Below are 23,998 nucleotides of genomic sequence, written 5' to 3'. Positions count from 1 at the left end.
AAGACACCAAAGAAGTCCTTTTCCTGATAAACTTCAGAATATACGGGATGAAATATGTTTTTTAAAGAATCCCCAGCTTTGTATATTTTTTTGTAGATTTGTAATTCTTTTAAAAAAACAGACAGATGAAAAATACAAATGAGAGATTGAAGAACATAGTAGAACCGGACTTTAACAGAAGAGAGTTTTTACGTTTTGCTACTTCAATAGGATTATTATCTTTACTCGGTACACAAGAGGCTAACGCGTTTTCAAGCAAGGCACAAGGAAAAATCGTTATAATAGGAGGCGGAGCTGCCGGAATGAGCATGGCAGCAAGGCTGAATAAATGGTTGAAAGAACCGGATATTACATTAATCGACCCGAGCGACCGCCAGTATTACCAACCGGGTTTTACCCTGATTGCATCAGGCGTGTATGATCCCGAAGACGTATGGAAAAAACAGGAATCGTTTATACCCAAAGGAGTAAAATGGGTGAAAGATAGCGTAGTAGCCGTTGACCCGATCAAAAACAAAGTAGCAACTGCCAAGAGCGGAGAGATTGGATATGACTTCCTTGTACTTACTCCCGGCCTGCAATTAAACTGGGACAGAGTGGAAGGTATCAGCTATAACAGCTTAGGAGAAGGAAATGCCCACTGTATGTATGACTTTGAAGGGGCACAAAAAACCTGGAAAGCCATTCAGGAATTTGCCAAAACAGGTGGAAAAGGGCTTTATACCGACACGCACACCAAGCACAAATGCGGCGGAGCCCCCAAAAAAATATGCCTACTTACTGAGCATTACGCGCGGAAACAAAAAGCACGCGACAATATCTCGTTAAACTTCTATACAGCCTCTAAAGAGCTTTATGATGTGCCATATTTCACCCCTCGTCTGTTAGAAATATATGGAGAACGGGAAATCCCTATCAACCTGAATGTAAAACTGAAAGGAATAGATACAGCAAGCAAAGTGGCCCACTTTGAAAAAATAGAGACAATAGGAGAAGAAAAAATAGCCACTCCATTTACGGAGTCATACGATTTTATGCACTTTCTGCCACCAATGTCTGCCCCGGATTTTATTCGTGAAGCAGGCCTGGGATGGACGGAAGGAAAGTTTGCCAACGAAAACTGGGTGATGGTAGACAAGGAAACCTTTGTTCATAAAAACTACGCCAATATCATTTCACTGGGAGACTGTTCCGACTTACCTACCAGTAAAACATCTGCGGCAATCCGTATGCAGGTTCCCTTAGCCGCAAAAAACCTGATTTCATTAATGGAAGGCAAAGAACCTGTTGAGAAGTATAATGGTTATGCTGCCTGCCCTATCGTAACAGATTACGGGCATGTATTGATGTGTGAGTTTGACTACAAAAAAGAGCGTTTGAGCTCTTTCCCATTCAGTATGATGGATATGTCGAAAGAATCCAGACTGGCCTGGCTTTTGAAAGTTTACATATTGAAGCCCTTGTTCTTCCATGGCATGTTAAGAGGCCGCTCCTAAAAAATATTGAGAGGTTGTCTTCACAGACAACCTCTCTTGTTTATACGACAAAATGCAGGGATATATTATACGTGTATCTCAATAATATATATTGCTCAGACTTTCTTTTAACTCAAAAACCCATTCCCCATTTTGCTCGATAACACTAATTTTATTCTCTCTTAATAACCACCCTATTGTAAGGTAAATAACAGACTCTTTATTTCGAGTGAGCTCTCCAATCTTCCGTAAGGACAAACTGCCTTTCTGAGACAGTAATGAGTAAAGGTCGCCGGCACTTAAACCGATTTCGTTTTTTATCATAGCATAGTCGATTAAATTATTATGACGCTTCTTTCATTACAAATTTACATTTTATTGATTAATCATCCATGACTTTTTCCGCCTTATAATATTGTATTTTGTGTCTTTTTTTATATTTTTACAGCCAGAAAGAAAAAAACTTGAAAATCCGACACGTTTGTTGTGTTAAGAGAATAGCTCCAGACCTATTTCGTTCAATATTAATGTAAAAGGAAATATTATGAAAGAAATTTATATTCATGATACCTTTATAGAGGTATTAAAGACTAAAATCCCTAAAAAAACAAAATTGGCAGACTTTGTTGCAAACATTCTCTGCGTAGAAAAAGAAACAGCATACCGAAGGTTAAGAGGCGATGTTCAGTTCTCCTTAAAAGAAGCCGCATTACTTGCTTCTGCTTTAAATCTCTCTCTTGACCAGATACTTCTGGATGCTCAACCCAATACAAAAAACAGAATGCTCGTTTATCTGCCGGATTATTCTTATATGAGGGAAAATAATTCGTCACACATAATCAGTTCGATAAATTATCTTCAAAAACTGATAAAAGAACCCTATTCTGAATTCGGGGTAGCTCTATCAGGCATTCCTTTTACCCTTTATTTACCTTATAGTACGCTAAGCAAATTTTATATTCTTAAATGTAACTATCACGAAAGGATTTGTCAGGCAAATACTCCCTTCAAAGAAATATGCGAAACAAAAGCACAATTGGAGCATAAAGATGAATTATTTTTATTACTCAGACAAATAAAAAAAACATGCTATATATGGGATCGTAAAATCATGAATACATTGGTAAATGACATTCATTATTTCAAAAGTATTCACCTGATTGAAGACAGCGAAATTAAAAGTATAAAAGAAGATTTAAATCAATTTCTGGATGACCTGGAGCAATTAGCAATCAATGGGAAATATCAGGAAACAGAAAACAAATTTGAATTATATATTTCCGACATACACATAGACGTAACCTATGCTTATCTGCATTCCGAAAGAATGAATATGGGTTTGTTATCTACTTTTATCTTTTATATGATGACGTTCAAACAAGAAGCTATTATTGATAACCTGACTAATTGGGTAAAATCATTGAAACGTTGCTCTACGTTGATTTCCGGCACAGGAGAAAGAGAAAGGATACTTTTTTTCGATCAGCAACGCGCCATCGTTGACAACTTATAAATACCTGGACAATACTTGTATGCCTTTTTCCAGGTTTTCTCTGGAGAGGGATGCATATCCCAGGCGAATGCCCGGTACAGGCTCGCCAAAGCTGAACCGGTCGGGGGTGTGGAAGCCTACACGTTTTAACTGGCTCAACTCATTCACCTTTTGAAGATCCCGCTTCTCTACCGGCTGAATCCAGAAGGCCAGGCCTCCGTCAGGTTTTTTATAGGTGACTTTATCTTTCAGGTAGTAATTCAGAAGGGAATCAAAGAAGTCTCTTTTCTCCAGATAATGGCTTACCATCCGTTTTTTATGCCGGCGGATATCACCTTCGTTTATCAGTTCGAGGATGGCTTGCTCCATGATACTGTCGCCTTGCACATCAACAATCTTCCGCAAACGCCCGACTTTCCCGATAAAATCGATTGAACTATAAATGTAGCCGATACGAATAGCAGGAGCAATCAACTTACTAAGAGTCCCCACATACACATAGTTATGGATCTCTTCATGGGCAGAAACAGGCATGACCGGTCGCTGGCCGAAATGGTATTCGTTATCATAATCATCCTCGATAATCGTAAACTGATACTTATTAGACAATTCAATCAGTTTAAGCCGCCGCGCCAGACTCAGTGTAACAGTTGTAGGATACTGATGGTGGGGCGTGATATGGATTGCTTTTACATTGTATTTTGTCAAAGCCTCTTCTACTTCGTCTGTCCGGATACCTTCGTCGTCTACACCAATAGGAATTAGCCTTGCCCCGGCATGAAGGTAGGTTTTCCAGGCCGGTTTAAATCCGGGGTTTTCGATCAGTACAACATCATTCTTTTTCAGGAGGCATTGTGCCGTCAGGTAAAAGGCCATCTGGCTACCTCGGGTAATACAGATATGTTTGGCTGAAGTGTTCATACTTCTGTTGTAATTCAACATCATAGAGATAGCTTCCCTGAAGCGGATATCGCCAAACTCGCTGGCTACATTCATCATCTGCCATTTTGCCTTTTGAGCGAATATCCGACGGTACGACCTGGCTAGTTCGTCTATAGGGGCACATGTTGTATCGGGCAAGCCATCATCAAAGAAGATCAGATCGTTTCGGGAGGTATCCAATACGTGCAAAGGGCTTATATCATTGCTTTTCCCGGAGGGCATAACGGAAGGCAACTGATCCGACACATAGCTCCCTTTCCGCTCGGAGGTAGACAACCAACCTTCCGATAGCAGGAGGTCGAATGCCTGTACTACCGTATTGCGGTTGACATTCAAGGACGAAGCTATCTGCCGGGTACCGGGCAAGGTCTCTCCTGCTTTCAATGTCCCGTTCTTTATATACGTAATGATTTCGTCGGCAATCTGGATATAGATTGGCTTCGGAATACGCTTATCTACTGCTAACTGAATTAACCAAGGCCTCAACATCTGGACTATTTGTATTTATTCAAACTGGCTCACAAATATAGTCCAATTATGCCATACTTTTGCCCCCGTCAAACAATAAACAGCAGCATTATGCAAGAAAGAATGAGTAATGAAAAGCATGGGTCCAATAAAGATTTAGCCCAGACATTGAAAGGCGGAGTTATCATGGATGTATCAACTCCCGAACAAGCGCGTATAGCAGAAGAGACCGGCGCAGCTGCCGTAATGGCACTGGAAAGAATACCCGCCGACATACGAGTAGCAGGAGGCGTTTCCCGCATGAGCGATCCCAAGATGATCAAAGGAATACAGGAGGCTGTCAGCATTCCGGTGATGGCAAAAGTCCGTATCGGTCATTTCGTGGAAGCCCAGATTCTGGAGGCTTTAGGAATTGATTATATCGATGAAAGCGAAGTGCTTTCTCCGGCCGATGATAAATACCATGTGAATAAAAACACGTTTAAGACACCTTTCGTTTGCGGAGCCAGAAACTTAGGCGAAGCCCTTCGCCGGATTGCAGAAGGAGCGTCTATGATCCGGACAAAAGGGGAAGCAGGAACCGGCGATATCATCCAAGCAGTAAAGCACATGCGGACGATGAACTCCGAGATCAAACAGGTACAAAGTATGAAAGAAGACGAGTTATATTATGCCGCAAAAGAGCTACAAGTGTCTTACGAGCTATTGAAAAGCGTTCGTGAAAACGGAAAGCTACCGGTTGTAAACTTCGCCGCCGGAGGAGTAGCTACTCCTGCTGATGCGGCATTGATGATGCAGCTGGGTGCCGAAGGTGTATTTGTTGGTTCCGGCATCTTTAAGTCGGGAAATCCGGTAAAAAGAGCCCAAGCCATCGTTCAGGCAGTAGCCAACTTCAACGATCCTAAAATCCTGGCCGAAATCTCTGCCGATCTCGGAGAAGCCATGGTAGGAATCAACGAAAGCGAGATTCAGTTATTAATGGCAGAAAGGGGCGTCTGAACAAAAATAAACGTATTTTTGCCTGATAATAAAAAACAAACGAGAAATGAGCCAGGCATATATACAAGACGAAACGTACAATAGCAGTGATTTCATCGAACACGCACCAACTAAAGGAAACTACGAGAATTGCATCTTCAACAACTGCGACTTCTCCAACCAGGATCTTTCCGGATTCGGCTTCATCGACTGTGAGTTCAATAACTGCAACTTAAGTTTGGTAAAGCTCGATAAGACGGCTATAAGGGATGTTAGGTTCATCAGCTGCAAGATGCTGGGACTTCGTTTTGATATGTGTAATGATTTCGGGCTCTCTTTCTCGTTTGATAATTGCCAGCTCAACCACTCATCTTTCCACGCGAGAAAGATAAAGAAAACCCTTTTCAGAAATTCACAGATGCATGAAACGGACTTTACGGAGTGCGACTTAAGTCAGGCTATCTTTGATAATTGCGACCTGATGCAAGCCGTCTTCAATTACACGACACTTGAAAAAGCAGACTTCAGAACCTCTTTCAATTACTCCATAGACCCTGAAAGTAACAAGATAAAAAAAGCCAGATTCTCCCTTTCCGGACTCCCCGGCCTTCTACACAAATACGATATTGTAATAGAGCATTAATGCCTGCATTTCTTTGTTTTCTTTTTATTATTTCTTTTATTTGTAAAAGCTAACAAAGAAAGAGAAGTATGCTTATATTAATCAATGTCAAACAAATAGGAAAGAGAAAACAAGTAATAGAGAAAAAGCCCATCGAGCTGAACCCTGTGCCTGCTACTACATCTGAATTGATTGCGGCTGTTGTATTGCAACAGGTAGAAGCCTTTAATAACCGTTTGGCGGAGAGCGAGCTCCTGAAGTACATCTCCCAAGAACAAATTCAGGAGAAAGCGGAAGTAGGGAAGATTGGTTTCGATGTGAACTACAACGGGAAAGAGGCCAAGGGATCAGAAGCGGTTATCAATGCCTTGCAGGCTTTTGAAGACGGGATCTTCCGCGTGTTTGTAGGAGACACGGAGCTGGAAACCTTAGCTCAACCTATCCAATTAAAAGAGAATGACGAACTGACCTTTATCCGGCTAACCTTTTTGGCGGGACGCATGTGGTAACAAAAAACAAAAAACAAATGGCAATATTCTGGAAAAAAGAATCCAACGGGATGGTCGAAGACTATCTGTTGCAAAAGAAGCAAGGGAAAAGTACACTAACCTCAGAAGGAATCCGTCTTTTCGAAATGCTTATCAAAAGAATGGAAGAAAATGATTTAACGGCTGACTACTTTTTCCACGATTTAATCAAAAAAGGGAAAATAACCCGCACGGAAGAAATGTTTGAAGGGAAAAGAAGGGATGTCTTGAATTATATGCTGGGGAAAGATTTCGCCGGAAAATACGTCTCATTATTGAAGAAACAAATAGCTTTTCCGTATACAAGGAGCTACTATCGCCGCCCTGTTCGTAGCGAGAGCGTGGGTTATCATTACCAGAAGGCGCTTGACAGCTTACGGTTTTTCTTTGCTATTGTAGCCTCCGGGCTTTCGATGGAAACGATACTTAAAGGAGGGGAAACGGAAGAAGAAAGAACCTTCATTCAGGATATCGATTACTCCGGCTTGCTGAGCGTTGAAATCGACGAGGGGAATACAGCCGTCATCGAACAAATCAAGGACATCCTTTGCAGCGAAAACAACCATTCGGGAATTGTAACATACAATCTGTTGCAAGGAATCGTTATGAGCCGGAATACGGAATTATACGAGTTGGAAGGCAAATTATTGCTGGCAGCCAAACTTCAGGAAGGGCTTCGGCAGTCCATAGCAGAAACGATGGATAGCGGAACAACAGAGGCCTTTATCTATCTGTTCCGCATTGTAAAAGACAACAACCTGCAACGCTTTTCGTCCATTAAACGGGCAATCGGAACCTGGACCGGACTGGTGAATGAAACAGATGCCGACCGGATCAGCCAGAAACAGGTCGATTTGATCGACAAAGTGTTAAGTGATCCTTCCTTTGCAGAGGCCTGCCTGAACAGTCAGGATACAATAGAGGTTTATCTGGGGCTATGGATCAAAGGCTTTTACCGGGTAGAAGACGTGCAAGCAATGGGATCATCTCTCCTGCAAGAGGGAATCAGGCACAAGATTCAGGTGATGTTCTATTACCTGAGGGCTACTCAATCGGACTGGCTTCAACGCGGACTGGCCAAACAAGCGCTTGAATTATACAGGGAAGATCTTTCTATCGTAGCGGCCTACTTAGACAGTTACCTGGAAGGAGCAACCCTGAGTAGCTACTATGTAAAAAAAGCAGACTTTTCAGATTACTTTGCATCACAGGAGGAAGCCGAGAAACATTACGGATTGCTGAAAGAATTACTGGCAAATGTAAAAGAGAAGCAAACGTTTTCTCCTTTCATTTTCCCCTGGTATAGTGCCGAACTAACAAAGCAGGAAGTAGTAGACAAAATGGCTCTTCTGGTTTACATCTCCGACAATTTAAAACTGCTCGACGATGTTTGCCTCTACTTCAACCAGATGTCCAGTTATACGCGCCGGAATCTTATCCGTGAGACATTGCAGAAGCCATCCACTCCTATTCAGATAGAAACACTAACAAAAGCCTTGGGAGATCGCGCCGAATATCCAAGGAGTGAAGCCTATGCCGTCTTGGAGAAAATGGACCTCAACGAAGAACAATACCGGATGATTGAAGATCTCCTTCGTTTCAAAGCTGGCGATTTACGACAAAATGCCATAAAGTTACTATTGAAGCAAAAGCCCGCGCAACTAACAGCCACCCTTGAACGCTTAATAACCGATTCTGTAGCAGAAAAAAGAATGGCCGGGATGGATATCCTGCTAAATATCCGCACAGACAAAGCATACGAGAAAACATACAAACAGAGCTTAGTACATGTACAGGCAATCGCTAAACCTTCCACAAAGGAACAAGTACTGATTGAGCAGCTGAGCGCTTCAAAAGAAGAAACAACGATCTATAATCGCGCCAATGGTTTCGGCTTATTCGATCCCGATGAAAAGATATCGTTAGCCCTTCCGGAAGCGGATGCCGACTTTGAGATAAACCAAACCTTCAACCTCTTTCAGGAAGGTTCTTTCTTTAAAAAATTACTGGGAGGGAAAGCAAAAGCCGACCCATTCGCCATCTTTGAAAAGCTAAGTAAGCTGATAGCAGAGCATGCTCAAGAGGAATTTACCGGCAATTACGGCTATCAGTTCCTATTGGGCAACAACCTGCTGGAAATAAAGAAAGAAGAAGACGAACCAAACGAGTTGAATCGTTACCCACTGGCAGATCTTTGGAGGGAATTCTATACGCAGGAAATCGACAGCTTCGAGCAAATGCTCCAACTATACTTTGCCAGTTCTACCAACTGGGGAGAAAATGATTTTCCCAACAGTGTATATGAAACAATGGATGAGAAGTTTCTTCCCGAAATACGTAAGTTTTATGGCTTCGACCTGAAAGGCTTAAAAGAGAAAATAAGCAAATTGCCTTATGCAGATATTATAAAACGCCTGATTCCTTTGTTAGCTCATGAATACTGGGATGAAGCGTATGTTCGTAAAGTATCCCGGAATATCCTTCTTGCCTTCCTTCCATACATGGACAAGCAAAATGCACGGGTAACGTATCTCTACAAAGATTACTGGCATAAAGAGGGAGAAAATCGTACGCTATTTATATATCAGCATTCGACTATTTCATTCTGGTTCGGGAATCCGCCCAAAGGGGATGTTGCCGAAAAGTATTTCAACGAGTATTTCACACTGTGCTACCTCTACTATCAAAAAGCCGACTACCTGGATACCGAAATAATCGCCTCGTTCCCGGATTCGCATCTCTCTATCTTCGACTTCAGCAAAGCCTACATGGAGGGTTTGATTCCGGAGACGGAAGTAATCAGAGAGTTGATGGTGCGGATCAAGGCAGAAGACGAAATCAGTAATGCCTCTACATTCTTTACCGGCAAGCTGGCTCCCTGGAGACTGAAGAAACTAAACATTAAAGAAGATGCGGACTTTTCCGGCTTGAAAGAAATCATGCAGAAAGTTACTACCCGCATACTAGACATTGAACTGAAGCGGGGAGACTCTGCTACCGAAGTATCCAAACTGGCTATGAAGCTGGAACGGATTGAAGGAGCACATATCCTGATTGCCATACTAAAAGCCTTTGGAAAAGACACCTTTGGAAGATCAGACTATTACTACAATTCCAAGTATACCAAGAAGGAAGTATTGAGCAAACTCTTGCGTTGCTGCTTCCTTGCCGAAACAGATACAGTGGAAACACTGGCGAAAGAACTGGAAGGTTCAGGAATCAAAGAAGAGCGCTTGGTAGAGGCCGGAATGTATGCTCCTCAATGGCTGGAGATGGTGGAAGCATGCATCGGCTGGCAAGGCTTATACAGCGCCGGATATTACTTCCATGCCCACCTGAACGAGTGGTGCGACGACCGAAAGAAAGCCATCATTGCCCGCTTTACTCCCATTGACGTAGAAGACCTGAAAGCCGGAGCTTTCGACATCAACTGGTTTAAAGAGGCCTACAATGAAATCGGCGAAAAGCGCTTTGACGTAGTATATGATGCAGCGAAGTATATTTCTTCCGGCACCGGACATACCCGTGCCCGCAAATACGCAGATGCCGTAAACGGCAAACTGGAGCCAAAAGAAACAAAAAAACAGATTGCTGACAAAAGAAATAAAGACCTCCTGATGGCGTATTGCCTGATCCCCTTGAATAAGAAAAGCAATGCCGATTTGCTAGAACGTTACCAGTATCTGCAACAGTTCCTGAAAGAAAGCAAAACCTTTGGTGCGCAACGTCAGGAGAGCGAAAAGAAAGCAGTAAATATCGGCATGCAAAACCTGGCCCGTAACGCCGGATACAGTGATGTTACCCGCCTTACGTGGAGCATGGAGACAGCCTTGATTAAAGAAATGCAAGGGTACTTTACACCCAAGGAAATAGAGGGTGTGGAAGTGTACGTGAGCATTGACGAAGAAGGAAAGTCGTCTATTCATTACGTCAAAGCAGGCAAGGAACTGAATAGCGCTCCCGCCAAACTGAAGAAAGATGCTTACATCGCCGAGTTGAAAGATGTCCATAAAAAGCTGAAAGACCAATACTCTCGTTCCCGCCTGATGCTGGAGCAATCCATGGAGGATGAAACATTCTTCCTGATCAAAGAACTGGAAGAACTGACGCAAAACCCGGTGGTCTGGCCGCTGCTGAAACACCTCATCTTTGTCAATAAAAAAGGAGAAGCCGGTTTTTATCACGACAAGTCACTCGTCACAGCCGATGGGGAAACACAGGCTCAGAAGCCCACGACAGAAGTACGGATCGCGCATCCCTTCGACTTGTATAAACAGGATGTTTGGGCGAATTATCAACGTTATCTCTTTGATAACAAGATACGCCAACCGTTCAAACAAGTTTTCCGTGAGTTGTACGTAAAGACAGAAGAAGAACGTCCGATGACGCATTCACTCCGCTATGCCGGCCACCAGATACAGCCGCAGAAAACCGTTGCCGTACTGAAAAGCCGCCGCTGGGTAGCCAATTACGAGGAAGGATTGCAAAAGATCTATTATAAGGAGAACATTGTAGCCAGTATTTATGCCCTGGCCGACTGGTTCAGCCCCGCCGATGCCGAAGCTCCCACACTGGAATGGGTGGCCTTCCACGACCGAAAAACCTATAAGCAGATCCCGATTGAAAAAATCCCCGACATACTCTTTTCGGAAGTCATGCGTGATGTAGACCTGGCCGTTAGTGTAGCCCACGTGGGAGGTGTGGATCCGGAAGCCAGCCATTCTACTATTGAAATGCGACGAGCCATTGTTGAATTTACGATGCCGCTCTTCAAGCTGACAAACGTACGCTTCGAAAAGAACTTCGCCTTTATTACCGGCACCTTGGGTAACTATAACATCCACCTGGGAAGTGGTGTAATCCACCAGGAGGCAGGCTCGGCCATCGCAGTCTTGCCCGTCCATTCGCAACATCGCGGACGCCTCTTCCTCCCCTTTGTGGACGAAGATCCCAAGACAGCCGAGATTCTCTCAAAGATCATCCTTTTTGCAGAAGACCAGAAGATAAAGGATCCCTTTATATTGGATCAGATAAAAAAGAAGAAGTGACAGAGGTTTGAATAGCTCACCAGCTATTTTCTTTCGCCCGTGAGCAAATAAAAATGGCTCGTTACCTGATAAAAATAAGTAACGAGCCGTTTTTATGATTGACTCTTCAGAACTGTGCGGATATCTTTAAGGGCAAAGGAAAGATGCTTCTCCACCGCATTTTTCTTAATGTTTAGCTGCTCGGCTATCTTCTCATTCGGGATATTATGTATCCGGCTGGATATAAAAATCTTTCTGCGCTGAGGAGGCATGTTTTTAACCGTATTGGCGATTATGTTCCATGTATCATTTGCATGAAGATTATCTTCAACATGTGAGTTATCTTTAATATCATCTTCTAAGTCCACCTCAACAGCTGACTTCCTTTTCCTCAATACATCTATAGCCATATTCTTTGCCGAGAGATAGAGGTAATATTTGAAATTCCTGTTAGGATCAATAGACTCATGATTTTTCCATATTTGCAACAACAATTCCTGATAAATGTCTTGTGATAATTCTAATGAGTGGACAATGGATTCCAAATACCGCGTAATCGGAGTTTTAAAACAGGTATATACGTAATTAAATGCTTCTGTATCGCCTTTTCTCAGTTTAGCAAGCATTTCAAAATCCATATTCAGTTTATCAGTTTTGGTGCCAATATTCATTGCGTAAGAAGAATATGATTATTATCAGCTAAAAGTAGAAATATCAAAATACACAAACAAGACACTTCTTGAACATAAGCAAATTTATATTTTTCATATTCTGTAATTCAATCATAATTTATTGCATAAAATGAAGTTTATTCATTTTCTTAACACATATATCCGATTTATTGCACAAAATAGTCGATAATTAAAAGATTTGATTGCAAAAATTATTATATTTGTATAGAAATACAGAAATAACCGTTTTTATAAAAAAATGAACACTGTATCTTTAAATAAACAGTTCTGCTTGGCGTTGATCAACAAGTTTCCACGGAAATCATTATTGGTAGAAGATTTAATGCGGATACTTCAGCTGGAAAAGATAAGTATATACCGTAGATTATCAGGAGAGACGCCATTTACAGTGGATGAAATCGGATTATTATCTTCCCATTACAAAATTTCTCTGGATAGCTTATGCAACAGTCAAGTGGCTGATAATACATTTATCCTTGAAACAGATATTGATACGCTTGAATTCGGTATTATCCCAAACCGGACTTCTTCAATTGACAACTTCCTCAATTTGTTCAATAGTCAGCCGGTAACAGAGTTGGGAGCTATAATAGATTCGATACCCAAAGCTTTATTTGGGCTATACCCACATATTTCTCAGCTCTCTTTTCTGAAGTGGGGATACTACTATAACGATCAAAAAACGCTGGATTATCATAAAAAATCTGACGCATCCGAGAAGATAAGCAATCATATGAATATGATTACCAATCACTTCAAACAAATAAAGCATTCATTCTACATATTGAACGAATCTATCTTCTCCGATCTGGTACATGACATTCAGTATTTTGCAAGTGTGGATAAATTACCTACAGCTTTTATAAAAACATTAAAAGAAGAATTGCTGGACGCTTTGCAAATGTTGGAGGAACTAGCTATGGAAGGGAAATATCCTGGTACAGATAATAAATTTGAATTATACATCTCTACCTTAAACTTAGGAGCTACACGCTATTACTTGTACGGAAAAAAATATTACTGCGCAATATATCCGATCAACTTTTCTCAGAGACTATGTTCTTATAATAAGAAGATTACAGAAAATGCCCGCAACGGAACAAAAGCTATAAGAGCAGCTTCTATACGAATATCCGAGAGCGCGGAAAAAAACAGAATACTCTTTTTCAAAAAACAACAGGAGATAATAGAGCAGCTTTAAGAAGAAAGAGGAGACCTTCACAGGCCCCCCCTCTCAAAGACTAACATAAAAATAAAATTTCTTTAGTTTTGTTGACCCATCAGGTATTTAACTCTCCCTTGCCTGGAATCTGTATGTGAAACATAAAGCAGGGCAGTACGTAGAATACCTGTGCCATTCGTTGAAAAATGGGCATATATATTGCGGTCTACAATCATATCGCTATTATTACCCAAAGTGGGATTCAAATGATCGGAAAGAAAAACCCACGAAGAGCCTGAAGGAAATCTCGAAACAATTTCTGCTATATAAACGTCGGGACTAAATGTAAAGACAGATGCTGTTTTAGGTATACTTGCATGCCGTCGAATTTTTATTGACTTCTGAAGAGTTCCCAATGTTACAGTTATAGTCCTCTCTTCTCCTACTCCAAACACCGGCGATACCTCTAATTTCACATCTGTTCTTGCCGTAGTATTAGCCGTAGCTGCTAAATTAACCTTATTCGTCAGCAGAATAGTTCCTGTTGAATTATTAATCTTAATAGAATTCGTTTCACCACTTAACATAGTACTCGTTGCATTTGTAGAAATAGAAAAAGCAACCACATTATTCAACAGAAGTGAACTATGATGATAAATCTCAAATTGAGAGTTACTCACCCCTAAGAAATAAACACCATTATCTTCTATATCATGTGAGATATCATCATCAACCGTACTTAGCTCATATTCGATATTGGATTCAGGCTCATTCTTCGCATTAGCCAAGGAGCTACTTCCCATACGATCTATTTTCTTTATCAGAAAGTGATACTGTTTATTCCGCTCAATATTGATTTCGCCGCTAGCATCTTTAAAAGCAAGCCGGTAGAAACAATTTTGTCCGTTATATTGTCCGAATACAACCAATGATGTATTCTCACGGTAAAGGGATTCATACACATAGATCGGATTCGAAAGGGTTGAATTATTTATCGCGGCTGAGATGCCTAATGTACCATCAGTTGTAGTATTACTGACATAATCCGTTTGATTCAGCGCATTACTGGTGATCGCCCAGTTATGATCTCTCCAGAAAGTCCCTTGACGGGGAGCTTTCAGGATAGTTGCTCCCCGTAATACAAAGCCAGATGAGGATTCAACCTGTACAGTTACTTTAGCAACAATACGGCTGAGGAGTAACTTATTATTCATCTCTCCCAACTTAGTAGTCGAATTGATAGAAGCAACAGATAATACTGTGGATAAGGGGATGCGTGGCTTAGGAGCTATCTCTTTAGCATAAGGGACAGTCGCTTGAACAGGAGACGACAGCGGAGCTGTTAAAAAGGCGCTTTCAATAGCCGCCTTAAACGTTTTCCCGCCCAAAGTTGTTTCCAACTCCTGCTTGTTGAATGTTTTTACTTGCCCTTGTTCATTAGAAAACTGATCCGGAGCATTTGCAACAATCAACAACTGACATGGATTATTATTCTTTTGAAGAACAACAAGACTTTTGCCATCAGAAACATAGGCTTGCTGCACTTCTGTAAAAAGCGCGTTATCGGCAGTACCTTCAAAGACAAATATCCAAGGTCTATCATCTATCTCCTCTTCATCAGCCTGACCTGCACGGGTAAAGGCCGGCATATACTCTTCAAAACCAGTAAAGAGTTCTATGCGTACACTTCCTTCAGGTAAGTTACCTGAGGGAAGTAAGGTTTCATTCGTACAAGAGATGATCAGAAGATGAATGAAAGCTATGCTGCAATATATAAATTTTCTAATATTCATTTCCTTACATAATTAAAATGATTACAAATCATCATTATTATATGTCACACACCGCACAGGGTATCCGAAAGTCACATACGTGTCCTCTAAAGTGACACCGGAAGCTGAAAGCCTCATGGTTTTAGCCATTCTCGGTACGCTTTGTTTATCTACTAGGGACGAACCCCAATAATTTCCGCTCACACCGGTATTCAAATATTGACCATTCATAGACAATCCTCCTGTTGCCGGAAAAAAGAGGGAGTTCAAAGTAGCTATATTAAAAAATATATGTCCTCTAGAAGCTATCTTGGTTCCGGATCCGACAAAGGACTCGTCATTCCGTTCATAGCGATCAAAGTATCCGTCGGCATAATATCCCCAGATAGAATTTTCCTCGTCTGGAACTGTGTAATCCGTAGATGTTTTCTGGAATAAACTTTCCAGAAACTCTGTAACAAAAGGAGCGTATGGGTTTGGCGAAGTTGAGATTTGTCCGCTCATAGGTATTCTATAACCCGGAGGACATATTTCTGAATATTTGATACCGGGATCGGTACTGCTCCAACCAGACACTGCATTTCTCGGCACCCATGCTTTTGATTTGGGCCATTGGAAAAGATGTCCTACCTGAGTTGGATATTTTGTAAAGCCACCGGAAAACAGACCCATATCTACATCAGCATTCGGATAAGCAGTTGCTGTTATATTATAAACCGTAAACTTTTTTGCATTATCTCTAATTTTCAGGAATGAATTATCCGGCTTATATAAAGACTCTGACCTATAATACACAAAGTCTGGTGTTTCACCTTGTCTTACATAAAGATACGAGGTCTTCTTGCCATTTGCGTAAGTTAGCTTTATCATTGCATACCGTGGCCTCGGATTTGTACCGGATAACTTTCCGGTTAAACCTACCCTGAAATAGATAGTACCATCTCCGCTGACCAGTGGTTCGGCATCACTATCCAGAACCGGATAACTTTCAGGATTCCCGGCATTATTTGTCCCGACCTTCGGATCAAGGCTTTTTTTCTTGCTTAGTTTCACCCAGCAGGTATTGTCTAATCCCATACCTTTTCCCAGGATTATCCGGTTTGTTCCCTGATCGTGTGTCCATTTCACAACTTCGGCAGTCCATTTGCCATCACCATTGCCATATATGATACGTTCGCCTACCTCGTCATTGCGATGGAATGTACCTACATAGGGACTGATTTCCCACTCTGAAGGGATTACAGCAACAGGTTCTATCACACCCAGAATATTCCTTTTCAAACCGCCGGCATTCAGATATATTCTGCATTCGGTAGCCTCCGTCCGTATAGGGCTGAAATCTATGTATCCATTACCCGAAACAGGATCGTAATAAAAGTTAGACGTATCATCACCTGTAAGTCCGGCAAAATATTCATTTACATTAAACGTTTCTGTTCCGGTTGTACCTAAATATCCAACAGGCTCAACAAAAACAGTCGGCTGATTAGACCAGAAATGAATACGTGTTGTACTCATAGTACTTGCCTTCGTACTAATGGCTGCTACATTTAGTTTTCGCCCTAAAAGATCACCAGGTAATTCTTTGAAGGCCCAGGGTATTACGCGGGAGTGAATCTCCACTCCGCCCCCATTAAAGCCTGTAATTTTCGTCGCAAAAGTATAATGGGTATTACGACTTATACGTAAATCTTCAAGTGAGACATTATCACTCCTCATATATTCGCCATTTCCATCTCTGATACCATCTCCTATGACTATTTTGTATTCAGTTTTCTGGGAGGGATCAGAAATCATACTGGCAACTACAGATATGTATGTCCGGAATTGCTTATTGCTGACAATATGTTCCGGAATATAAAATTCAAAATCTCCTTCAAAGCCATCCGGGTTTTCAACTATTCCACCGGATAAGGATATCATTTCATTGAGAAAGTCATTAGTTGTATTACCTGCATAAGCTGTTGGGTACAGATATATTTTCTTTGGCATTTGGCAAACCTTTATACTTTCAATCCGGATAGGAATTTTCCCGGAAGATAAATCACTGAATACACAAGAGAGGTTCAATGTGACCTTTGAATATAAACGCTCTACGGTTCCTTTGATAGTATTTGTCAGATCAACAGGGTTTCCGTATTGGCTAACTCCCTTTTCTGTAATCTGTAAATCTTCATATATACCAATCATTGGTATTAAATTATCATCATAAGCATCATAAAAAAGAGGAAGCCCGTAAACATCAATGGTCTGTTGCTTTAGACTCTGAGCACTTTCTATATCATTCAGATCGTCCCATTCTCTTGCTATTAATTCATTTGCTATCAAATAAACATCCCTAGTCCCTATTTGCACAACTTCAGAAAAAGAAATATTCTCATCCTTATCACGGTTAACCTTATAACTATTCACTAATGTTTCTTGCGTGCCTGTATGATCAAAAACAAACATCCGTGCACGATTAATCTTATCTTCAATATTATCAGTGGAACGGGTTAACGGTATATTCAACAGGAATTCTCCTTCTGAAGAAAGGAATGGTTCTTCTATTTTTGTTTCACTAGTACAAGACACAAAAAAGATTGCCAAAAGCATCATCCATTTCATGATTTTTATACATGCAATATGTAATAGTCTCTCTGTACTCTTCATATGATCGCTATATATAGTTAGCCTATAATATTGCCTCCGTCATTGACAACAACAACCCAATCTTTTATCGAAATCTTAAAATGTCCGCTATTCTCGTCAAATAGTATATTAATTTTAAAATCATCGTCTATATCAAGATCTTTTGTTATCGATGCTTCGATCAATAAATCGGTTAGTTTTATTTTTAATAATTCCTTCGGAGCAAAGCCACCAGATGTAGTCTCGGAAATAATGATATTAGATTCTGTTGAACCATTATTTAATTCACGCATAACAACAAAATCCGAAAACAATTCTTTATTCTCTATTTTCTCATAGGGAAGATATGTCAGGCGTTTGCCTACGATTGAATTGTCTATTTTATAAGCTTCGTTAACGGACGTTATCTTACATTCATAAGAAGAGTTATGTGTAGAATTTGAGTTTATCCCGAAAGGAAGTCCTGAAGTTACGACATGAATAGTATTCGTATTCTTCATCATATCTATCGTAATATATTTTGTTCCTGTATACGGTTCTTTTATTTCGATTTCTTCTATTCCTCCATAATAAAGATCGGCCGGATGTGTATTTACTATGCCCTGATCAGATTTCAATGATAATAAAAAGTCTTCCATGATGGTTTTACCTACCACACAAGAAGTAAGATTATAATCATCACTCAAACCGCCCCAGGCCACCAGAAAATATTTTCCTTTTTTTAGGGGAAGCAGCATTGTCTGATCATACATATGGGCTGTACTTTCCGTGTACTTCCCTAAGAAATGCTTATTTTCGTCAAATACAAAAAGGCTAATTTCGTTTATAGAAGTAGAGAATTTGTCAATACCTTCTACATTTTTCACAAAACGGTATCTTACTCCTATTCCACAATTCGATAAATCATCTTGTATGCAACTCTGCAATAAGACAATGAATATTAATGTAAGGGCAGCGCTTCTTATTTTAAAAAAAATTACCGGCAACATCGTCTTTATTCTTTTTTTGTAAAGTAAAACAGGAGACCGGGGTTAGTACCGGTCTCTGTTTACGATAATTACAATTATTACTCAAGAACGCCTGTCTGAGAAGCAGGGATCCACTTAGCAGCTGTGATTGTAGCGTTCAGATATGCCATTGAAGATACAGGGTCACCAGGCTTGTTATACAAATTTTCTTCCTTAGGATAACCAGGTCCTGTAATCGCATTAATTGTTGCAACATACGAACGTCCACGAAGTACTCCAAAATCAGCAGAATCGCCATCGCCTTCTCCTATGTCTAAACGATACCAGCTCTGTGCATTTGTAAACGCAAGATAAGGCAATTCGTTATCTACTTTTTTCGTTTCAATATGAGCAATAGCTTCATCTTTCTGAGCTTGTGATCCGGCCCACTTATTTGTACTATTTCCAAACTGGTCAATCCAAACAGCTTGTACTAACAAGTCATATGTCTTGAAATAAGTGCCTCTGCCTATAGATGAAGTGATTGGAGATGATACGTAAATATAATCTTTAGAATTAGCACCTGTAAAATCAGCTAACTTCTTAGTAGTCGTTACCAGCCCTACATTTAAGTCCTGAGTAACCGACTCTACTACCGTACCAGGTTCAAATGTCAGGTTGATAGCATAGAAAGAAGATTGTCCGCGACGGATATGTTGGTGTGTATTTTCAGGAACATACAAGTAGTTTGCTGAAGATTCTTGTGTATTTGAAGGCTCAGCATTGATTTCTATAGATGAAGCATAATCAAAGTCCTTATCAAATTCAGTCTGCAGAGTAGTTAACTCATAGTTTGCAAAATGATAATAAGATTGAGGAACTGAAGTGTGTTGCGTATAATACGTGTAACGTGCAAGATTCTTGATAGAATACTTAATGTTAGACACCTTATGGTACGGGCTTACAGAACCATCAGTCAGTGCTTGCGGACCAGTAACAAGACGTGCTTTTGCAACCATATAATACAATTGGATATTAAAACGGTTGTTCGGATTTGTTCCGCTATTAGAAGGTGTTACACTATTATCTTCTGCCTGTTCTTTCGTAACATCTGCTTTTGCATCATATTCAAACTCATTGCTGTTACTTGCAGGAAGCCCATGAGCCGCTGCCGGATAAGTATGCAGAGGAGCAATATTGAATGATCTGTCAGTTGTTGCTTTGTCTACACTATAAATTTGTGGAGTACCTGCTGAGAATGTCAACTTCTCAAAATCACTATAAGTTTTTGTTCCACCTTTCGTAAATTCAGCAATACGAGCATTAAAATTATCCGTAGCACCACCATTTGTATCATTCAATGTTCCTACATTGGCAAAAACAAATATTTTCTTCTTTCCAGCAGTTAACAATACTGTTTCGCTGGTTTTAGTCATCTTCTCATTATACTCAACAGCTCCATTCTTAGCATTGAAAATAACTAATCGCAAATCATTCGGATTTAGTGTAGCATCCTCTGTATCCTTAGGGGTAAATTTACCCGGAACATAGTCTGCTTCTGCCCGGCTGGAAGCAGCCAGATTAAATCTGAAAGTTGCATAAGTAGAAGGGTTTCCACTTGGGTCAGTACCTGGGTTAGTTGGGGATATTGGCGTCACTTCTTCGGTTGAGCAAGCGCAGAATCCCATGCCGGCAAGAATTGCCAGCGCAAATAAATAAATAAGCTTCTTCATTTTGCTTTTTAATTTAATAAATAATAAATAGAATAAGTAATTTTCTTTTTTGTTTAGTTTCAAAATTTATGTTCTGTCTGTCTTATCTTTTTTTGTTAGTAATTAATTTGTGTCATGCATTTGTTCAATTTATCATTTGCTTATCGGCTTTATCTTTTTTAATTAATTCCTCCATGTTTTTTAATGCAGCACTCGAATTCGTTTTTGCGGCACGTTCGAATAAGCTCTTTGCACGTTTATTATTTCCTTTTATCATTTCCAACACACCGAGATTATTGTAATATTCCGGCGTATTTTTTCGTGATTTCTGTAAATAATGTTCTGCCCGGATAATATCTTTTTCAAGCAGGGCTGAAGCTGCCGCATTCAGATTGGCTACCGGATCGTTCGGAAAACATTTTATTGCCGTTTCGATTACTTCTCTGAATTCTTTGCTTCCTTCCCGGTATGTATTGGCTACCTGGAAAATTTCATTTAAGCTTAATTGCTTCGGCCGCGTTTTTATAATCCGCTTTGCTTCATCAATATCAAACTTCCTGGCAGTGTAATCAATCCGGCTGACAACCCGCCTCAATTGAGGGTACAATGCATGTAATAAATATTGATAGGTTCGTCCTCCGTTCAAAGCTTTCAGTCTTTCTTTTCGTTCTATCGGATTGTAAAAACTGATAATCGACAGGATTGTTTCTTTCGGTTCGATATATGAATTCCTTACTAAGTTTGTCAAGCCTTTCCAGTCTTCCCCACCATATTCTATCTGATAAGAATAGAATGGAATTCCGGCACGCATTGAAAGATAATTCCTTAATGCTTCTACACGGCCTACAGACAATCTGTTGTTAAAATTCACATCACCCTCCGGAGAGGCATAACCAGTAATCATAACTCCCGTAACAGTCAAATTTTTGTCTTCATGAAGCTCCCGTAAGAGCTGTTCCAGCCGTTGAAGCTCCCGTGGATTATTTCCGTAAACAGGATTAATTTCAGTACTGGCTACCGGGAAATCAAGGAACACATCCACCGATTCACTACGAGCTTTTACCTCTTCTACTTCAGGACAAATAAAAGTAACAGTAGGCGATACACGATACGTTTTTGCGTTCTCCGAAATGATACGGTCGGCAATCTTATCAAAAGTCAGCTGCCGTGTATAACCACCACAAGCGCAAAGTTCTGCTGATATTTCCATACCCGCATTCCGCATCCAGTTTTCAAAACCGACCGACTGCCGATAGCGGTACACTCTTCTACCGGTTTCATTCAGGTTTATTACGTTATGGTGGACTTCGTTTATTTGAGATTCCCATCCATTCAGTTTTATCCCACGCATAAACGCTTTGTGGCGCCTGCTTCCGTTGATTAAAATATTTTTGAGGCTTAGCTCTTTTCCTTGTGGCGTAACCAGCATGGGCGTCAATAGAAGGAAACGGTCTGCTTCTATTTGCACATTTGTCAGATCTATATCCATCACAAGCTGAACAGAATCCTCTACCTGACGGAGCGATTGAAGACGCACCGGTATCTGAGCATTAAAAATAAGCGATTCCTTCTGAGCCGATAGCGGATTTACCAATAATGCAAGTAAAGCAATTATGTATGTATGATGTATAATCTTTCTCATAAAACGCTCATTCACTTGATTATATAAATAAGACTAATGCCCGCTTCCGTCGGACCTAAATAATGTTTACTTGCTTTTTCCAGCAGAGGTGAACATTTCGGACAGTCAAATTGCGAATAATTCAAATACGCATAACCAACACCCAAGGATGCAGCCAAGCTCCACCTGTGATTCAATATCCAATGATATCCATAAGAAATTCCCGCCCCAAGGGCATAACCTTCATACCGGTATTCTTTTTCAAACAACAAGGGAATGGTATAACCACTTATATTAAATTCACCGCCAAAAGGATGTATACCGAAATAATGTCCGTAGAAACGTTCGCACAACCAATACTTCAACTCTGTTTTAGCAATCCAATGCTTCAACTTCTTATTTTCCGATTCCTTCAAAATCCATGGATTATATGCGAGCGAAGTTTCCATCGATACATTTTGCGACAAACCAAACTCCAGTCCAAGATTAGGAGTCAGCCCTCCAAGTCCGTAAAGGACATTTGTTGTCAATGCAAAAGCCGGCGGAGAAACAATCCCGGTATTTCTACTATGTACATCGTTTGCATACTTCTGCGCCGAAAGAGGACTAATTATTATAATTAATCCTATACATATATATATATATAATCTATCAATCCAAATCATTCGGGTTAGATATGTCTACTTATTTTGTTCCGTTTACATAATAATACGTAGTGTTCGACTTATACTTGCCGTCAATAATAAATAATTTGCTATTTTCATCAATAATATTTATTTTTGCATTATTAATTTTGTATTCTTAAGAATCATGAACGAGAAAATGTTAAACCAAAACTTTCTGAATGTATTGTCGGAAGTATTTCCGAAGAAGAAAATTTTAGTAAACGAAATTGCCAATACATTAGATCTAGACAAAATATCCATTTATCGTAGATTGAATGGATTCACAAGCTTTAAGACGGATGAAATAGGTATATTGGCAAAAAAATATAACATCTCATTAGATAAGGCTTTAAACATGCACTCTCCTAACAGTATGGAGATGAACCTGGATATCTTCCATACTATTGAAGATATCGATTATGAAGTTTTAGAAAAGCAGCTGTCTTTTCTCGAACAACTTGCTTCACAGCCGGATTCGGAAATGGGAGGTGTTTTTTATACTTACCCGATCACTCTGTTTAGTCCTTACGAACACTTGTTGAAGTACCATTGGTTTGTCTGGAAACATTATTACGATCAAAAGAGTATAAACCAACGATATGAATCGATAGAAATCCCATCTAAACTGATGGAGTATAATCACATAGGTTATGAAATGTACAAAAACATTAAGTACACATACTATATCTGGAAGACAGATTTAACCTCTCGCCTCATCAAAGATTTAAAATATTTTGAGAGCATACACCTGATATCTCCGGAATCCATACGGCAAATAAAAGATGAGTTATATCAAGGATTAGATAGAATGGAAGAAAAAACCAATGACGGGAAAATCAGTAAAAAAGGGAATAAGTTTGAAATCTATCTGTGTGACCTGAACGTCAATAAGACCGAACTTTATATGTGGTCCGAAAAAATGTCGTCATACACCATACCTATATTTGGCCCCCACAGGATCAATTCTACAGATAAAGAAGCCTGCACCGTAGCACGCAGATGGATACAAAGAATGCGGGGCGCCTCAATACTCATATCAGAAAGCGCTGAAAAGGAGAAGATACAATTCTTTAAAAAACAACGGGAAGAGCTAAAGGAATTGTAAGTTTTTACCATATACTGTCAATATTTTATTGTTTCATACATATTTTTCACTACTTTTGTAACGTATTTTTATACTTTTCACAGCTGTAAAAAGTAGTCTTCACAACCTGTGAAAAGTACTTTCTACACGTGTGAAATGGCATTTTCACAGTTGTGAAGAA

General features: G+C 40.1%; 17 protein-coding genes. 8 read left to right on the top strand and 9 right to left on the bottom strand.

All coding sequences use genetic code 11. The features are described 5' to 3' along the window. The first annotated feature begins 125 nt into the window (after window positions 1-125). Complete coding sequence (locus M2470_RS02150) at window positions 126-1,496, top strand: FAD/NAD(P)-binding oxidoreductase (protein ID WP_280743612.1); 1,371 nt, start codon at window positions 126-128, stop codon at window positions 1,494-1,496. 78 nt (window positions 1,497-1,574) lie between these two features. On the opposite strand, the gene M2470_RS02145 is transcribed toward M2470_RS02150, so the two are convergent. Next, window positions 1,575-1,799 (bottom strand): winged helix-turn-helix domain-containing protein, encoded by a 225-nt coding sequence (locus M2470_RS02145; protein ID WP_280743613.1) that lies wholly within the window; start codon window positions 1,797-1,799, stop codon window positions 1,575-1,577. A gap of 220 nt (window positions 1,800-2,019) precedes the next feature. On the opposite strand from M2470_RS02145, the gene M2470_RS02140 reads away from it, so the two are divergent. Beyond that, entirely contained in the window at window positions 2,020-2,988 is a 969-nt protein-coding gene (locus tag M2470_RS02140) for a helix-turn-helix domain-containing protein (protein WP_280743614.1), read from the top strand. Here the strand turns inward: M2470_RS02140 and M2470_RS02135 are convergent. Then, window positions 2,983-4,398 (bottom strand): PLP-dependent aminotransferase family protein, encoded by a 1,416-nt coding sequence (locus tag M2470_RS02135; RefSeq protein WP_280743615.1) that lies wholly within the window; start codon window positions 4,396-4,398, stop codon window positions 2,983-2,985. The two genes, M2470_RS02140 and M2470_RS02135, sit on opposite strands and share 6 nt — an antisense overlap. A gap of 102 nt (window positions 4,399-4,500) precedes the next feature. On the opposite strand from M2470_RS02135, the gene pdxS reads away from it, so the two are divergent. From pdxS to M2470_RS02115, 4 genes are all read left to right on the top strand, one after another. Further along, window positions 4,501-5,376, top strand: a complete 876-nt coding sequence (gene pdxS / locus M2470_RS02130) for a pyridoxal 5'-phosphate synthase lyase subunit PdxS (RefSeq protein WP_280743667.1) — start codon at window positions 4,501-4,503, stop codon at window positions 5,374-5,376. A 46-nt stretch (window positions 5,377-5,422) separates the two neighbouring features. Further along, entirely contained in the window at window positions 5,423-5,998 is a 576-nt protein-coding gene (locus tag M2470_RS02125) for a pentapeptide repeat-containing protein (RefSeq protein ID WP_280743616.1), read from the top strand. Window positions 5,999-6,066: 68 nt separating this feature from the next. After that, window positions 6,067-6,486: a hypothetical protein gene (locus M2470_RS02120; protein WP_280743617.1), complete on the top strand. Its 420-nt coding sequence runs from the start codon at window positions 6,067-6,069 to the stop codon at window positions 6,484-6,486. Between the two features lie 17 nt (window positions 6,487-6,503). Beyond that, on the top strand, window positions 6,504-11,552 hold the full coding sequence (locus M2470_RS02115; RefSeq protein ID WP_280743618.1) for a DUF4132 domain-containing protein: 5,049 nt from the start codon (window positions 6,504-6,506) through the stop codon (window positions 11,550-11,552). Window positions 11,553-11,644: 92 nt separating this feature from the next. Here the strand turns inward: M2470_RS02115 and M2470_RS02110 are convergent, their stop codons facing one another. Continuing rightward, window positions 11,645-12,169 carry a sigma-70 family RNA polymerase sigma factor gene (locus M2470_RS02110; RefSeq protein ID WP_280743619.1) on the bottom strand — a complete coding sequence of 175 codons (525 nt, stop codon included), beginning with the start codon at window positions 12,167-12,169 and terminating at the stop codon, window positions 11,645-11,647. 292 nt (window positions 12,170-12,461) lie between these two features. On the opposite strand from M2470_RS02110, the gene M2470_RS02105 reads away from it, so the two are divergent. Next, on the top strand, window positions 12,462-13,424 hold the full coding sequence (locus M2470_RS02105; RefSeq protein ID WP_280743620.1) for a hypothetical protein: 963 nt from the start codon (window positions 12,462-12,464) through the stop codon (window positions 13,422-13,424). Window positions 13,425-13,486: 62 nt separating this feature from the next. Here the strand turns inward: M2470_RS02105 and M2470_RS02100 are convergent, their stop codons facing one another. From M2470_RS02100 to M2470_RS02075, 6 genes are all read right to left on the bottom strand, one after another. Then, window positions 13,487-15,178 (bottom strand): hypothetical protein, encoded by a 1,692-nt coding sequence (locus tag M2470_RS02100; protein ID WP_280743621.1) that lies wholly within the window; start codon window positions 15,176-15,178, stop codon window positions 13,487-13,489. Window positions 15,179-15,199: 21 nt separating this feature from the next. Beyond that, entirely contained in the window at window positions 15,200-17,764 is a 2,565-nt protein-coding gene (locus tag M2470_RS02095) for a fimbrial protein (RefSeq protein ID WP_280743622.1), read from the bottom strand. 62 nt (window positions 17,765-17,826) lie between these two features. Next, window positions 17,827-18,777, bottom strand: coding sequence for a FimB/Mfa2 family fimbrial subunit (locus tag M2470_RS02090; RefSeq protein ID WP_280743623.1), 951 nt, complete (start codon window positions 18,775-18,777; stop codon window positions 17,827-17,829). A gap of 77 nt (window positions 18,778-18,854) precedes the next feature. After that, complete coding sequence (locus M2470_RS02085; RefSeq protein ID WP_280743624.1) at window positions 18,855-20,531, bottom strand: fimbrial protein; 1,677 nt, start codon at window positions 20,529-20,531, stop codon at window positions 18,855-18,857. Window positions 20,532-20,592: 61 nt separating this feature from the next. Next, a complete protein-coding gene (locus tag M2470_RS02080) occupies window positions 20,593-22,089 on the bottom strand; it encodes a DUF3868 domain-containing protein (protein WP_280743625.1) in 1,497 nt (498 codons plus the stop codon). 11 nt (window positions 22,090-22,100) lie between these two features. Next, window positions 22,101-22,733 (bottom strand): DUF3575 domain-containing protein, encoded by a 633-nt coding sequence (locus M2470_RS02075; protein ID WP_280743626.1) that lies wholly within the window; start codon window positions 22,731-22,733, stop codon window positions 22,101-22,103. Between the two features lie 145 nt (window positions 22,734-22,878). Between M2470_RS02075 and M2470_RS02070 the strand changes: the two genes are divergently transcribed. Beyond that, entirely contained in the window at window positions 22,879-23,838 is a 960-nt protein-coding gene (locus tag M2470_RS02070) for a hypothetical protein (RefSeq protein ID WP_280743627.1), read from the top strand. Window positions 23,839-23,998 lie beyond the last annotated feature (160 nt).

It is taken from the genome of Parabacteroides sp. PH5-46 (genome assembly GCF_029892785.1).
Lineage (GTDB): Bacteria > Bacteroidota > Bacteroidia > Bacteroidales > Tannerellaceae > DFXE01.
The sequence above is the reverse complement of the archived record's forward strand: the minus strand, read 5'-3'. Positions and strand labels throughout refer to the sequence as shown.

Bases quoted from the DNA above. Each gene is read 5' to 3' on its own strand.
- M2470_RS02150 (WP_280743612.1), top strand. From the start codon at position 126: ATGAAAAATACAAATGAGAGATTGAAGAACATAGTAGAACCGGACTTT.
- M2470_RS02145 (WP_280743613.1), bottom strand. From the start codon at position 1,799: ATGATAAAAAACGAAATCGGTTTAAGTGCCGGCGACCTTTACTCATTA.
- M2470_RS02140 (WP_280743614.1), top strand. From the start codon at position 2,020: ATGAAAGAAATTTATATTCATGATACCTTTATAGAGGTATTAAAGACT.
- M2470_RS02135 (WP_280743615.1), bottom strand. From the start codon at position 4,398: ATGTTGAGGCCTTGGTTAATTCAGTTAGCAGTAGATAAGCGTATTCCG.
- pdxS (WP_280743667.1), top strand. From the start codon at position 4,501: ATGAGTAATGAAAAGCATGGGTCCAATAAAGATTTAGCCCAGACATTG.
- M2470_RS02125 (WP_280743616.1), top strand. From the start codon at position 5,423: ATGAGCCAGGCATATATACAAGACGAAACGTACAATAGCAGTGATTTC.
- M2470_RS02120 (WP_280743617.1), top strand. From the start codon at position 6,067: ATGCTTATATTAATCAATGTCAAACAAATAGGAAAGAGAAAACAAGTA.
- M2470_RS02115 (WP_280743618.1), top strand. From the start codon at position 6,504: ATGGCAATATTCTGGAAAAAAGAATCCAACGGGATGGTCGAAGACTAT.
- M2470_RS02110 (WP_280743619.1), bottom strand. From the start codon at position 12,169: ATGGATTTTGAAATGCTTGCTAAACTGAGAAAAGGCGATACAGAAGCA.
- M2470_RS02105 (WP_280743620.1), top strand. From the start codon at position 12,462: ATGAACACTGTATCTTTAAATAAACAGTTCTGCTTGGCGTTGATCAAC.
- M2470_RS02100 (WP_280743621.1), bottom strand. From the start codon at position 15,178: ATGAATATTAGAAAATTTATATATTGCAGCATAGCTTTCATTCATCTT.
- M2470_RS02095 (WP_280743622.1), bottom strand. From the start codon at position 17,764: ATGAAATGGATGATGCTTTTGGCAATCTTTTTTGTGTCTTGTACTAGT.
- M2470_RS02090 (WP_280743623.1), bottom strand. From the start codon at position 18,777: ATGTTGCCGGTAATTTTTTTTAAAATAAGAAGCGCTGCCCTTACATTA.
- M2470_RS02080 (WP_280743625.1), bottom strand. From the start codon at position 22,089: ATGAGAAAGATTATACATCATACATACATAATTGCTTTACTTGCATTA.
- M2470_RS02075 (WP_280743626.1), bottom strand. From the start codon at position 22,733: ATGATTTGGATTGATAGATTATATATATATATATGTATAGGATTAATT.
- M2470_RS02070 (WP_280743627.1), top strand. From the start codon at position 22,879: ATGAACGAGAAAATGTTAAACCAAAACTTTCTGAATGTATTGTCGGAA.